Genomic DNA, 12,984 nt, shown 5'->3' on the forward strand with positions numbered 1-12,984 from the left:
CGCCGTGAACTTGAAAGACGTTCTTGGCGATATCCAATCCAATCGTGATAACTTGCATGCGGACGGTTCCTTCCCTCTGATGGTCCTTTGACAACGCCATCTTGGCACATTGCGATGCCGCTGGGTCGGGGGCCGTCCACCCCATCAAGATGCTGGCTGGAKTGGAGGCCAGCATCTGATGACGCGAGCGCTTTCAAACGATCTTCGTGAGCGTGTTGTTGAGGCAGTTGTCGCCGGTGAGAACTGCCGTGCGGTGGCATCGCGCTTTGGCGTTGCAGTTTCTTCTGTAGTGAAGTGGTCGCAGCGTTACCGTGCCACCGGCTCGGTGGCGCCGGGCAAGATGGGCGGACACCGCAAGCGCGTTCTGGAGCCGCATCGGGCCTTCATCGTGGAGCGGATCAATCAGACCTGTGAACTGACGCTGCATCGGCTAAAGGACGAGTTGGATGCGCGCGGGATCAAGGTTTCGCACAATACGGTCTGGATGTTCCTGCGCCGCGAGGGCCTGAGCTTCAAAAAAAACGCTGTTCGCCCTTGAGCAGGCACGCGCTGATATTGCCCGCAGGCGTCAGCGATGGCGATCTTGGCAGACCGGTCTCGATCCGCAATGCCTGGTGTTCATCGACGAAACCTGGATCAAGACCAATATGGCTCCGCTGCGAGGCTGGGGGCCGAGGGGCAAGCGGCTGCGCGGCCTGGCGCCGCACGGCCATTGGCGCACGCTGACCTTCCTGGGCGCGCTGCGCTGCGATCGGCTCGCGGCACCTTGCGTCTTCGACGGATCGATCAACGGCCAATGCTTCCGCGCCTATGTCGAGCAGCAGCTCGTCACCGTTCTGAAGCCCGGCGACATCGTCGTCATGGATAATCTGGGAAGTCATAAGTCGGCGGCCATCAGGCAGATGATCAAGGCTGCCGGTGCCAGGCTTTGGTACCTGCCGCCCTACTCTCCGGACCTCAATCCGATCGAGCAGGCCTTTGCCAAGATCAAACACTGGATGCGCCAGGCTCAGAAACGCACCGTCGAGGACACTTGGCGCCACATCGGCCACCTCGTCGAAACCATCGAGGCAGCCGAATGCAAGAACTACTTCGAAAACGCCGGGTACGCTTCCGTCAAAACCTGAAAGGTTCTAGCGCTCAACGAACGGCCAACCGCATCGTAATTCCCCACGGTTCATCAGGCTGCACGCGCCTCGAAAACGCGGTGCGCTGCCGCTCAAAAGTGGACCGCTGAACATCACGCTGCTTTAGATTAGAAGGACCACCAACGGAAGTCCGGGAATACTCCTTACATCCAGGCATGAGAATCGCGCACTTGGTCGACACGAAAGCGCCGTCCAAGCGGCGACCGAGGTGTATGGGCCGGAGGCGGCTACCGCCATTGTGCACTGCGCACTGCCCATTTCGACGGTCACGAAATTGACACTGGCTTTGGTGCCTTGTCTTCCGCTAACTGGGCGGTTACGCCGGACTAGCGCACACGTGACGAAGAAAGCCTCTCGGGAGTCGCAGTCGTAGGCAACCTTACTGCCACATTCTCTCTCTGATCCATTTAAGAAGCCTGCTGCCGCCGGTTATCTGGCGGACTCTAGCGGCAGCCCATTGCCCTCTCATTGTAGTCCCGACATGGCAACTGCAGACGACGTCATGCAATTCCCAGTCAGTCAGTTCGAAGAAGCGCTTTGCTTCCCCATAGGTGTCATCTTTCAGGCCCAACGCACGCAGTACCGGATCCTCGAAAGCCACTGTGATTGGCGAGCCCTCACAGCGCACTGTGTCACGGGCTTTCCCCTTAAGATGCTCGGTGCCGGTCAGGGCTCCCAGGCGGCGCTCGGGATTTTCTGCTAGTAGAGCTGCCCAGCGCTCGATTCGTTGTTGCCTGGTCATGATCGGATACGTCGACAAGGGTTCCACTTCTGCAATGGTCTGCAGTTGGCTTAGGGTTTGGTGTTTCATGGTCGGCTCCTGTGATCGAAAAAAGTCCCTTCCCAACAAAAATTATCGCGCCCCGACTCGCTGGCAAGACCGGCAGGAGGGTTCCTCGACAGAAAATCGCCTGAACCAGCTCCGGAAGGCGACGCTGCGACAAGTGTGACCGTCGAACCGTGGAATGACAGACAAACAAAAGCACCTGCAACAGCACAAAAAGCCCGCCACCTTTCGACAGCGGACTAAGGTTTGTTGAGACCTTGAGGGGTGCTCCGCCTCCGCATCAACTTGTTGAAATGCGGCAGCCTCTACTGCAGTTTCAAACGGGCTCGCCTTCTCTGATGTTCCGATAAAAAGCCCACGCAAACGTAACCGTGGCTAAAAGCCGTCTTGGGGTGGGGTTTGACCGCACCGACCTGCAAAGGCTTCTCGGCCGACCGGGTGTAACTCCGGTGGGCCCGCCGCGACTCGGGGACGAAGCGGGCCCGGCCAAGCCTTGCGGGATCTTGACCAGCAGCTACGCTGCCGTGCATAAAACCAGCCGCGGCATATGAGGTTCCACTTATGCAGCAAAACGAATGGAAACGGGCGGGCCAGTTCTGAAGTGCGGAATCTCGACTGACTAGCGGGCGAGGAAGAGAGCTTCCTCCTCGTCTCGTTGCCTTCCGCCCAGTGCCGCCGCAGCGCTAGCCACAAAGGCCCCGATGGCCAATGACAACGCGCTCAAAAGTGCAAAAGTTACAGTTGCCTTCCTAGCGGTGTCGGCGGCCTGCTTTGCCTTGACTTTTGCGTCCTGAACCTTGGCAAGCACTGCATCGACGCGCGTCTTGGCGTCGGCTTCCGACAATCCTGTCCGCGCCGAAACCAGCTGAGACAAATAAGTCTTGTCATCGGCCGAAATGTCGCCGGCCACTGCGCCGGCGATCAGAATGTGGGTTGCCTGCGCCGTAGCCGCCGCATCACTTTGCGGGTTGGCGGCGGCGAGCTTGGAAGGGTCGGTTGGCCGAAACAGCGAATCCACGAAGTACGATGTTGCGTTATCGGCCGCCGCTCCAGCGTTGGAGGATGCACCAGCCGAAGCGCCTACAGCTGCACCAGACCCAATAGTTGACGTCGCCTGAACGCCCGAGCCAAGGGCTCCAGAGAGGGCCGATCCGAGAATGCCGACGACGAGCAGGGTTGCAAGGGCCCATGCAAGGAAGCCGTGAGCGGTATCACGGAAGTACACCTCGTCGGTGTGAACGTTGACCCATTTGGTACGCAACCGTCCTGCAAGATAGCCACCTACGCCCGACGAGAGCCATTGCACGATGACCAGCCAGACCGCAGTGGAGACGGCGAATTTCGTTACCGAGGCGCCCGAGCCAGACCACGGCGACACCATAGTCAGTCCAAGGCCCGAGCCGAGTAGCATCAAAATGAGAGAGAGCGTGCATGCGGCGAATGCGCCGGCGATGACCGGCCCCCAGCTAACGGCGGTGGACGAGGATTCGGTGGTGGAGGAAACGTCGGCCCCGATTGGTTGCATCGTAGCCTCCTATCGGGCGAAGAGCATGATGAGGATGATAATTGGAATCGGAATACCGAGGAGCCAGAGCAAGATGCCGCGTCCCATGAGAACCTCCCGCAAATTGTTACGACACAAACGTAATTCCTAGCTTGACCGTTCGTTCCGCGCCGACATGGTTGGTTCCGACAAAAAAGCCCGCTGCCTGGGGAAGAGAGCAGCGGGCTTGGTATGGTGCGGCCGTCAAGGTGACATCTCCCGACGAGAAACGCACCGAGCTTCCAGCGGATTTGTTGACGTCAAGGTGCGCGCCGGATAGCGGAACCAGATGCGCCCGACGAGATTGCATAGTCTACCAGCGCAAAGACGACACTAGGGGGTCGCTTTGGATCTCGACCGCGAAGTTCGACACAAATCCGAAGACGTCGACGACCACGTGCTAGCCGATGTGGTGGTGGCTTTACAAAAGCGAGTGAAAGTCAGCCGCGATTTCGATATTCCCTATATTGCTGGATATAGCGGCGATGCGAAGACGGTTTACATCGACCGCCACCTGCCGCGAACGATGGCATGGAAAGGCCGGAAAGTCAGGCTGACGCCGTTCCTGGTCACACACGAAATCGTGGAAAAGGCTTTATTGGATGAGCTTCGGCTCCACTACCTTCATGCTCACCAAATCGCATTGCGTGCCGAACGCGATGCCGTCAGGGGCGCAGGGCTGACGTGGAAGGCATACCAAGCGGTGATGAAAGCCCATGAGAAAGCGATCGACGAGGAGAGCCTTAAGAACGTCCCTGGCGATTTGGACTTAACGCCCTACAAGGATTTGAACGATTACGCACTGCTTGACCGGCTCGTTAAAGCCGCTCGTTGAGGGGGTCCGGGCGGTCAATCATGCCCAACTGAGGTTAGTCATCTTCGCCGGGGTTCGGAGGCGCGCCACGCTCGAGAAAACAGGTGACGAAGGAGGCTCCGAGCGAGCGCCCGATCGCCGGCAGCGAGACCGCCACGATGTTGGAGTCGAGCATGATCAGCGACGAGAGCGGCCACCCGCTCGGCTCTTGCGATATCCATGGGGCTTGGTCGCAAGGTAAGTACTGCGCCAGCCGTGGCAGAAAAACCCGGCCCGCGGACTCGCGCGGCGGCGACGATCCCAACGGCAGTCAAGTCGCCGGTGAAGAAGGCTGGTAAGGCACCGGCCGACCGGTAGCGTACTGCACCTAGCAAGTATTTTATCCAGATGACGACGTACGGCGCATGGCTATCTTGATCGACCCGCGAAATACCCGGCTCTGGCCTTTGTTTGCTGTAGCTTCCGTTCGTGACGAATGACAGCGCTGGATCTCCTGTGGCATAAGGCTGCCGTCAATCAACGAAATGGAAGGGATAAAAACGATGGCTGTCAACACGATCGATATTGCCGACCGCCTTGCAGACGCGCACGGCCTGTCGAAAACCCAGGCAAAGACCGTGGTCGAGGATGTGCTGAAAGGCATTGCAGAGGCCGCTGCCAAGGGCCAGGAAATCAGCTGAACGGATTCGGCAAGTTCAAGGTGCAGAACAAACCGGCGCGTGAAGGGCGCAATCCGTCAACCGGCGCTACGATCAAAATTGCGGCTTCGAAGAAGGTCGTTTTCCAGCCGGCGAAAGCGCTCAAGGATGCCGTAAACGGCTGATGTCGGTATGGACGCGTTGCGTCACGACGGATCGTGGAGATGGCCTCAACGGCGGGCTAAGATGATTTTCTCGACTTTCCTAATGCCGGGCAACCGAGGTCTGCCCCCCCGCGCCAACGGCGCCTATCTCAGGCTGAGTGAAAGTGGCCGGAACTGCGAACAGGCTGCCGGCCGAGACCGTGGTCGGGCCGGTGTAGCTGTTGGCGCCGGTGAGGGTAAGCGCGCTGGTGCCTGTCTTGGTCAAGCCGCCGGCGCCGCCGATCAGGCCCGAAAGGGTAAGGTCGGCAGCGGTCTCTAACGTGCCGCCGCCGGCATTGAGCGTCACGCTGCGGGCGGAGCTGAAGGCCGCGGTGTTGCGCAGCGTATCGGCATCGAAGCTGAGCGCTCCGGCCGCAGCACCGAGATTGCCGTCGCCCGATACCTGCAGCGTACCGCTGTTGACGGCGGTGCCTCCGGTGTAGCTGTTGGCGCCGCCCTACCTGATCAATCTGCGCCTGGACTTCGCGGAAAAGCTGCTCGTCGACAACGAACTCGCAATTGCCGAAGTCGCCTACCTCGCCGGGTTTTCGGATCAGAGCAATCTGGCCGCGACCATGAAGAAGTACAGAGGACGGACGCCGACCTTCCATGCTCCAGTCAAGACCTGAAAGTGCTGATATGGCAAAGTGGCAACACTCGTCGACCGGATATTAAAAGACCGGAATTTCCTACAAAGGTTCCGGAGGTTTGCAAAATACGTCGCTTGCGGGTGTGCCCATCTTCGGCGTGAGTCATCATCAGGTGCGCTTTGATGCTTCAGCATTTGAAAGCGGGGATCGTCCACGGACATGCAGTGCGCGACAATCAATACCTTTGCTTCAAGGGCCGAAGCGGCGATGCGACAACCGACGCTACACGTAAAAGGCGCGCTTTCCGCCCGCAGCGCTCACAAAGTGCAGGACTTCCTCGAAGACAACTTCACGCGCAAGCTGGCGCTTGCCTAGATGGCTGCGGTTTGCGGGCTTTCATCCTATCACTTCATGCGGGCTTTCTCCCGGACGTTTGGGATGCCGCCGCACCAATATGTTCTCGATTCGAGGAAAGGCTGCTTGCCGACAGCCGCCTGGCGATCGCCGATATCGCCCATCTGGCCGGATTTTCACGCCAGAGCCATTTTACCACGGTGATGAAGAAATACCGGCAGGTGACGCCATTGCAGGCGCGGGTTGGCAAGCCTAACTCGACTAGATGAGACGGTGCTTGCGACCACCGAGGCGATGGTTGCCGAGAAGCCGTAGAACCAGGCACATGCCCGGCCACACTCCCGCTCCCCTCCAGCGGTGCGGGCACTCGGGGTGAGGCAGACGGATATGACACGAACGCTGGACTTGGGGCGGTGATGGCGCCGCCGCACGATGCAGTTAGCCCAAGCCCCGAAACCTGGAGGGCGCTGAAGCCGCTACTGGGGATTGCGCCGGTCACGGCTGAGGCCGGCGCAAGCGGCATCGACGCTGATGTTCCTGGCCGTGCAGCACTTTTCGCGGCCGTGGCGGGCGATGGAATAAGCACCGTTAACCGACAGCCAACCTTAATTCGACACCTGCAGTCAACCAGTTTGTGTCAGCCTTAGCCGGCGAATGAACTGCGGGGGTACAATGTTTTATCAATTTTTGTCGTGCAAGCGCGGCAATTTCGCTATTTTTGGCGCGGTTTGCGTGGTCCCTTTGGTTCTGACTGTTGGCTTCGCCGTGGACTATTCCCGCTTGGTGGCAGCACACAGCCGCCTTCAAACGGTCGCCGACGCGGCTGCCTTGGCGGTAGCAGGTTCGAAGGAGACTGATCAGGCTCGGATAAGAGAAATGGCCGAAGCGTTCGTTGCCGCGAACCAGACGGATCAGACGCTGGAGGGGACGAAGATCTCTTCGCTCAGCGGAAGCAACACTAACGTTGATATTGCCCTCACGGCCAAGCTGCCAATGACTTTCATGCGCTTGGCGCGATTTGATACTATGGACGTCGGCGTTTCCGCCCTTGCCACACGAGGTGTCAGCGGCAGCTTTGAGATTGGATTGGTGCTCGACAATACTTGGTCGATGTCAGAAAAAGACAGTCGTGGCACCGCCAAGATCGACACGCTCAAGAACGCTGCAACCAACTTGGTCACCCAATTGTTCGCCGTGAGCGACGCCAAGGTGAAGGTGGCCCTCATTCCTTATGCCGACTACGTCAACGTAGGTATCCAGAACCGGGCGGCAAGTTGGCTCAGCGTACCGGGCGATTACAGCACGACGCCAGCCCCCAAGACCTGTAAGACGTTAACGACAAAAACTGTCTGCCTGACCAGCGCCCCGACCTATGCCTGCACCAAGACGGTAGACGGAGTTGTGGAACCGGCAACTTGCGGCGGAGGGTGCACCAAAAGCGAAAGCCAGACCGTGGCCCCTTATCAATCTTGCACCGGAGGCGGCTCGCCCGCAAACTACACGTGGTTTGGCTGTGTAGGCTCACGGATGAAAACACCCGAAAAGCAACTGCCGGATCGTCTTACCGATAACAATCCGTCCGACAAATATCCTGGTTATCTCGACACTACCCAAAAATGCCTCAACCCGATTGTGCCGCTGACGACGAACAAACTCGGAATTTTGACGGCCATTAACAGCATGGTGATCAACATCGGATCGTCATACAAGCCCAACACCTATATTCCTGCGGGGCTGATATGGGGTCAGAACATGCTGTCTCCCACCGAACCCTTCAGTGAGGGTGGCGACTACGACGCAAGTAACGCCAGTCCTCGGAAAGTTATCGTTTTGATGACCGATGGGAAAAACACCCTTCGCTTCAATCAGAGCGATGGCAAGCACGTCGCCTTGAGTTCGGGAGCATCCGCCGCTGCCTTGCAGATTAAGCAAGCCAATACCGAATCGACCGATATTTGCAGTTACATCAAATCCCATAACATCGAGGTTTTCACCGTGGCTTTCATGGTGGATGACAGCGACGCACGACAGATGCTTGCCGACTGCGCCACAGATCCAACCCACTTCTATGACGCATCGGATGCAGAAAGACTTCTGACCGCCTTTCAAGGGATCGGCGACTCGCTAAAGCAGGTCCGCCTAGCGCGTTAGCAAAGTCCCGACTGTCCAAGCAAGGCTAGATTGCCTTAGCTCGCCGCCGGCCTGGACCGCATACATATAATGGCAGGTTGGCCGTTACATCGGTTTCTCCCGTTCCCCCGATCCACGGTCTTCTCCTGATATTCGTTTGATTCGCAATAACACTTTAACGATTCTGTTAATCATCCGGTTTATGTTTAGTTGATGCGTTTCTCCATTTTCCTTTTTGGGTGGGCGGGCTTCTTCGGGTGGGACCTCGCCTCTAATCATGGCGAAATTACCATTGGCCTTTGTACGCGAATAGCCCATCTAATTTACTAGCCCGATGAGCCCCAGATAATGCTGTCACTGGTAGATTTATAATGGCATACAGCCACAAAGACACCGCCGAACTGCTTTCCGCCCTTGGCGAGTGTATTGAAGCCCTGAGATCCCACCTCGCTGACCTAAACGGCGCCCGCCTTGAGGCACTGTTAGAAACGATGCCTTCCATCTCAGCCGCTGGCAGTGCCGAGATGGTTTTGACCATGATACTCTATAGGGAAATTCAGTCCCGCGATCGTGCAAACGTCGTGTCGTTTCCATCTCGCGCATGACTGTGACCGCTTATCCCGTTCGCTCAGGGGATCACAACATCTTGAGTGGACTGAATGACGGCAGACTGCCCCTACCGGGGCTTCGTCACGGGGTGCGGGGCCAACAAGGCGCTTGATACGGCCGATGATGCCACGATTCGGGGGAGGCCGACATCGCCGCTTGTCTGGACGTGATGAGTCAGTTTGAATTTCGGCTTGGGTGGAAAGTGGACTATCACCTCATGCGACAGGCGGGATGTGATAGACGACCGAGCGGTATTTGGGATTGGTCCGCCGCTCCATAATTCGGCCGCCGAATGCCTCGGCAATCTGTCTGCTTACAAGGTTCTCTTCTGCGACCGGATATTCGAAGTACTCGACGGGAATGTGCTTGCTTGCCCAAGCTGCTACCGAACCAATCAATTCTCGGCCATATCCCATTCCATGAACGTCGCGCCGAAGCCAAATCCCTAGCTCTGGCTTTCCGGACTGCAGCGCATGTACGCCAACAATTCCAAGGCACCGACCGTCTTTTCGGTTACGGGCCACCATATGAAGGTCCGACCGCTCTTCAATTGAGGGAAGCCAAGCTCGCCAAACCTCTGCGAAGTCGTCCAAAGTGGGTGGAGGCTCCCACGCCATAAATCGTGTGATCTCCCGGGAGATACAGGCAAAGACCTCGGGGGCGTCCTCCGGTTCGAACGGTCTGATGACCGTTCGAACCGACAAGATTTCAATATCTGACATTTATCGTTCTCGCCATCACGCGAGGGTTTCGCGCCTTGTGCAAGTCGCAGAATAGGACTTCCTCGGTGGGGGGTCAAAAGGCCTGCAATTGGTTGAGAGTGGGATTTCCCTACCCCGTCTGAACAGCGCAAATCATTCGGCTCGTGGGCGAGAGCCTGCCAGTGGACGGGCGGGGGCACGGGGAGAATCCTGGGAGCGGTGGCGTACGGGTTCGGATAGCGTCGGCTTGTCCGACGTTCCTCGCCTTGCCGCCGCGGCGTCAGCACTGGCCGCCCCGGCTTCCGACGTGTGTAATGGTGCCGCTCGCCGAACTCTCGCACGCCGTCGAAATCCCATTGGAAGCCGCCATACGCGTCAGGATCCTCCTCCTTGAGGCGATCCACCCACCAGGCGAGTTCCTCCAGTACCGTCACCCTGTGGACGCGGTAATAGCTCGCGAGATCCTCCACGATTATCCGTTTGTTCGGGTGGCACATCTTGAGGATTTCGCGGATGTGCTCTTTCTTCCACTGCGTCGTATCGCCGACGATGCCGCGGTAGGTGACGGGCTCGAGACGCTGGCCTATCCCGAGCATCGTGTCCATCGCGCTGTGAAAATGGCGCCGCCTGTTCCAGCGGAAGGCGAACTCGCCGAGGTAGGCGTCGAGATGCTTTTCCCGGAAGCCATGGAATGTGCCCAGCGCCCAGCGCTTCAGGTTTGCGAAAACGACGTGAATCCATTTGAAAATGATGTGGGCAGGCATCGTCCTACTGCTGAGATTGATCCTTTTGAGGCGACGGCCAGGCACCTTGTCGTATGAGGCAAGTGCGTCCGTCCGCACGAACGGAACGATGCTTTGAGCCGAACGATCCGCGATGCGCGCGAGCCTGATGCGTCCGACGCCATGGTTGCCGACCGTCTCGACCGCTCCAGCGATCCATATCTGGTTCGCTCCAGCGATCCATATCTGGTTGGCTGTGCTGCTGCCGCCACCCCTCTCCAGCGCGTCCTGCTTGCGCCTATACGGGATGGCGGACTCGTCCACGTCGACAGTTCCGGAAAGCCGTGTCCGGTTGGGGTTCACCATTGCGCGCCTGAGCTTGTGGAGCACCAGCCACGCCGTCTTGTAGGAGACGCCCAGCTTAGGCTGGAGCTGCAGCGCCGAAATGGAGTTGGAGTGCGTCGCCATCAGGTACGCAGCCAGGAACCATTTGCGCAGCGGCAGGTGCGTGCCCTGCATGACCGTCCCGGCGATCACCGAGGTCTGCTTGCGGCACCCAGGCCTCTCTCCTTTGCCTGCGCATTCGAAAAGCCACGGCCGCGCCTCGAGGCGCCATGCTTTCCTGGAACCGCAGCGTGGGCATGCGAAGCCGCCCGGCCAGCGCTTGTTGAAAAGGTAGTCCGCGCATGCGTAATCATCGCGGAAAGTCTCCACGAACTTCTCGATCGACGGTGGCTTGTCGTTCTTCCACCGGGTCGGAAACAGCGCCTCGCCCATGCCGACGCCAATAAGGCAGGCGAGGCGGTCCGTCAGCAACAATCGCTAGATATGGTTACCACCTGAGCGAACGGGATAAGCGGTTGACTGTGTGCTCTGATCCCCGATAACTGGATCGTTTTTGGTTAGAGTTTTTCGCTGTATTTTCCCGGCTGGGAGAAGGAGCGGAACGATGAATGTGTTTCGGCGTGGAATAAGGGCTCTGACTCAGTTTTGATGACATTGTGACGTCGGCTGGTACTGGTTTCACAAAAGGAGTCAATGCCATAGGCCAGACCCTCCGAACATCGACTCTCGTCCCGCGCGGCTTTGTTGTTGAAGATGCCGCCAGCACGGTCGACGCGACGCTCATCACGATCCGACCTTTGAGCATGGCGAGTGCCTGTCCGGGCTGTGGAACGAGATCGGACGGATCCACAGCCGGTATCAGCGGCGCTTGGCGGATCTGCCTTTGGCTGGAAAGCCTGTTCGGCTGGTCGTCCTGAGCCGGGTTCCACTGCGACGCGGTTCTGTACGGCCGGCGAATCTACGCCGAGCGCTTTGACGAGGTCGTCCCGACGCCATGGGCGCGGCGAACCGCTCGCCTCGACGATATCGTGCATCATATTGGGGCTGTTCTGGGCGGGCGCCCGGCAGCGGGCTTCGCCCGGAGGCTGATGCTGCCCGTGAGCAACGACACCCTACTGCGCGTCGTGCGGCGGCGCGGCAACCCGGGCTTCGTTCGGCCAGCCGTGATCGGGATCGACGACTGGGCGTGGCGACGCAACCAGCGCTATGGAACCCTCATCTGCGACCTGGAGCGGCGTAAGACCATCGCATTGCTGCCTGACCGGGAACCAGCGACGGCTCAGGCCTGGCTCTCGGACCAGCCTCAGATCGGCATCGTCGCCCGCGACCGTGGCGGTGGCGGAAGGCGGAAAAGGTCGATGGTGGCGCCATGAGTCGGGCGTCCTCGGCGTGGACCATAGCGCGGCCGATGACCGTCGGTCGCGACAACCTCTCCAAGTCCGAAACCATCCTTGTCGCCGCGATTGAGGGCGGTGTGCCCCAGCTGGTCGACGCCCGAGGAATCATCGCCGCCTTCCAGGCCATGATCCGCAAGAAGTCTCTCGTCGATCTTGAGCCATGGCTGGAGCGAGCTCGATCGGGCCTTGTTGCCCCTTCGCCAACGGCATCGTCAAGGACCGAGCGGCGGTGAGCGCGGCGATCACATCTCCCTGGTCCAATGGCCAAACCGAGGAGCAGATCACCAAACTCAAGCTCGTTAAGCGCCAAATGTACGGCCGAGGAAAACTCGACCTACTCCAGGCGCGCGTCATCGGTTCTGCGTAGGCCCCATCACCACCAAAAGTGCGTCAGAGCCAAAACTGGACGCCGATCTGGAGTGCGCCCCTAGGGGTGGACACTGATCAGGCTGGGGTTTTGGAAACGATGACGTAATTGCTGCCGTCGCTCCTTTGAACGAAGACTCGGCTGACGGCAAAAGCCGCCGACCATTGAGATCAAGGAGGCCGCAGTGAAGGAATATGTCGGACTGGATGTGTCGCAGAGGGAGACGAGCGTCTGCGTGGTCGATGATGCTGGAAAGACGGTGTTCCAGGGAAAGGCGAAGTCCGATCCGGGAGCCTTGACGGAGTTGCTGCGTAAACGTGCGGCTCACGCCGAGCGCATCGGATTTGAGACGGGGTGCCATGTCCAGCTGGCTCTGGCACGAGCTGAAAGGGGTCAGGTTGCCGGTTGTCTGCCTTGATGCTCGGCATGCAAATTCGGGAGATATGCGAGACGCGGGTGCGCTACGGCTACCGTCGCGTCCATGTGTTGTTGCGCCGGGAGGGGCGGCTCTCCCTCATGTGACTTTCGACAGCCACACTTTGGCACATTGCGATGCCGGGAGCGGAGGCCGTCCACCTCCTCAGGTCAGCAGTCGAGAGCCCGTATCTCATCATATCGGGGAACAGCCACTTTCCA

The 12,984-nt window shown here is 58.9% G+C and carries 11 protein-coding genes and 4 pseudogenes; 10 read left to right on the plus strand and 5 right to left on the minus strand.

Going from position 1 to position 12,984, the window contains the following annotated elements; translation table 11 throughout:
* Nucleotides 1-178: 178 nt before the first annotated feature.
* A protein-coding gene (locus AB4Z43_RS28500) for an IS630 family transposase (RefSeq protein WP_441939926.1) occupies nt 179-1,127 on the plus strand; the annotation gives its coding sequence in 2 pieces (ribosomal slippage) (nt 179-514 and nt 516-1,127; 948 coding nt in all).
* Between the two features lie 400 nt (nt 1,128-1,527).
* Here AB4Z43_RS28500 and AB4Z43_RS28505 read toward each other — a convergent pair.
* Together AB4Z43_RS28505 and AB4Z43_RS28510 are read right to left on the minus strand one after the other, a co-directional pair.
* The gene (locus AB4Z43_RS28505; RefSeq protein ID WP_441939928.1) at nt 1,528-1,959 is read right to left on the minus strand and encodes a hypothetical protein; all 432 of its coding nucleotides are present in this window, start codon (nt 1,957-1,959) and stop codon (nt 1,528-1,530) included.
* Between the two features lie 595 nt (nt 1,960-2,554).
* On the minus strand, nt 2,555-3,460 hold the full coding sequence (locus AB4Z43_RS28510) for a hypothetical protein (RefSeq protein ID WP_441939930.1): 906 nt from the start codon (nt 3,458-3,460) through the stop codon (nt 2,555-2,557).
* Nucleotides 3,461-3,824: 364 nt separating this feature from the next.
* Here AB4Z43_RS28510 and AB4Z43_RS28515 point away from each other — a divergent pair, with 364 nt between their 5' ends.
* From AB4Z43_RS28515 to AB4Z43_RS28525, 3 genes and pseudogenes are all read left to right on the plus strand, one after another.
* Complete coding sequence (locus AB4Z43_RS28515) at nt 3,825-4,313, plus strand: hypothetical protein (protein ID WP_441939932.1); 489 nt, start codon at nt 3,825-3,827, stop codon at nt 4,311-4,313.
* A gap of 152 nt (nt 4,314-4,465) precedes the next feature.
* A complete protein-coding gene (locus AB4Z43_RS28520) occupies nt 4,466-4,630 on the plus strand; it encodes a hypothetical protein (RefSeq protein ID WP_441939934.1) in 165 nt (54 codons plus the stop codon).
* A 204-nt stretch (nt 4,631-4,834) separates the two neighbouring features.
* Nucleotides 4,835-5,115, plus strand: a pseudogene (locus AB4Z43_RS28525) (HU family DNA-binding protein).
* Between the two features lie 79 nt (nt 5,116-5,194).
* Here AB4Z43_RS28525 and AB4Z43_RS28530 read toward each other — a convergent pair.
* Nucleotides 5,195-5,440, minus strand: coding sequence for an autotransporter-associated beta strand repeat-containing protein (locus tag AB4Z43_RS28530; RefSeq protein ID WP_441939936.1), 246 nt, complete (start codon nt 5,438-5,440; stop codon nt 5,195-5,197).
* A 139-nt stretch (nt 5,441-5,579) separates the two neighbouring features.
* On the opposite strand from AB4Z43_RS28530, the gene AB4Z43_RS28535 reads away from it, so the two are divergent.
* The 3 genes from AB4Z43_RS28535 (at nt 5,580) to AB4Z43_RS28545 (ending at nt 8,228) form a co-directional block, all read left to right on the plus strand.
* Nucleotides 5,580-5,762, plus strand: coding sequence for a helix-turn-helix domain-containing protein (locus AB4Z43_RS28535; protein WP_441939938.1), 183 nt, complete (start codon nt 5,580-5,582; stop codon nt 5,760-5,762).
* Between the two features lie 143 nt (nt 5,763-5,905).
* Nucleotides 5,906-6,346 carry an AraC family transcriptional regulator gene (locus tag AB4Z43_RS28540; RefSeq protein ID WP_441939940.1) on the plus strand — a complete coding sequence of 147 codons (441 nt, stop codon included), beginning with the start codon at nt 5,906-5,908 and terminating at the stop codon, nt 6,344-6,346.
* 403 nt (nt 6,347-6,749) lie between these two features.
* A complete protein-coding gene (locus AB4Z43_RS28545) occupies nt 6,750-8,228 on the plus strand; it encodes a pilus assembly protein TadG-related protein (protein ID WP_441939942.1) in 1,479 nt (492 codons plus the stop codon).
* 803 nt (nt 8,229-9,031) lie between these two features.
* Here the strand turns inward: AB4Z43_RS28545 and AB4Z43_RS28550 are convergent.
* Nucleotides 9,032-9,538 carry a GNAT family N-acetyltransferase gene (locus AB4Z43_RS28550; RefSeq protein ID WP_441939944.1) on the minus strand — a complete coding sequence of 169 codons (507 nt, stop codon included), beginning with the start codon at nt 9,536-9,538 and terminating at the stop codon, nt 9,032-9,034.
* A 509-nt stretch (nt 9,539-10,047) separates the two neighbouring features.
* Nucleotides 10,048-11,016 (minus strand): annotated as a pseudogene (locus tag AB4Z43_RS28555) (IS1595 family transposase); the annotation flags it as partial.
* Between the two features lie 266 nt (nt 11,017-11,282).
* On the opposite strand from AB4Z43_RS28555, the pseudogene AB4Z43_RS28560 reads away from it, so the two are divergent.
* The 3 genes and pseudogenes from AB4Z43_RS28560 to AB4Z43_RS28570 form a co-directional block, all read left to right on the plus strand.
* A pseudogene (locus AB4Z43_RS28560) lies at nt 11,283-12,348 on the plus strand (transposase family protein).
* A gap of 184 nt (nt 12,349-12,532) precedes the next feature.
* Nucleotides 12,533-12,766 carry an IS110 family transposase gene (locus tag AB4Z43_RS28565; protein ID WP_441939946.1) on the plus strand — a complete coding sequence of 78 codons (234 nt, stop codon included), beginning with the start codon at nt 12,533-12,535 and terminating at the stop codon, nt 12,764-12,766.
* A gap of 2 nt (nt 12,767-12,768) precedes the next feature.
* Nucleotides 12,769-12,852 (plus strand): annotated as a pseudogene (locus tag AB4Z43_RS28570) (IS3 family transposase); the annotation flags it as partial.
* Nucleotides 12,853-12,984 lie beyond the last annotated feature (132 nt).

Origin of the sequence: Mesorhizobium sp. 2RAF45 (genome assembly GCF_052115225.1) — a bacterium.
Classification (GTDB): Bacteria; Pseudomonadota; Alphaproteobacteria; order Rhizobiales; family Rhizobiaceae; genus Mesorhizobium; species Mesorhizobium jarvisii.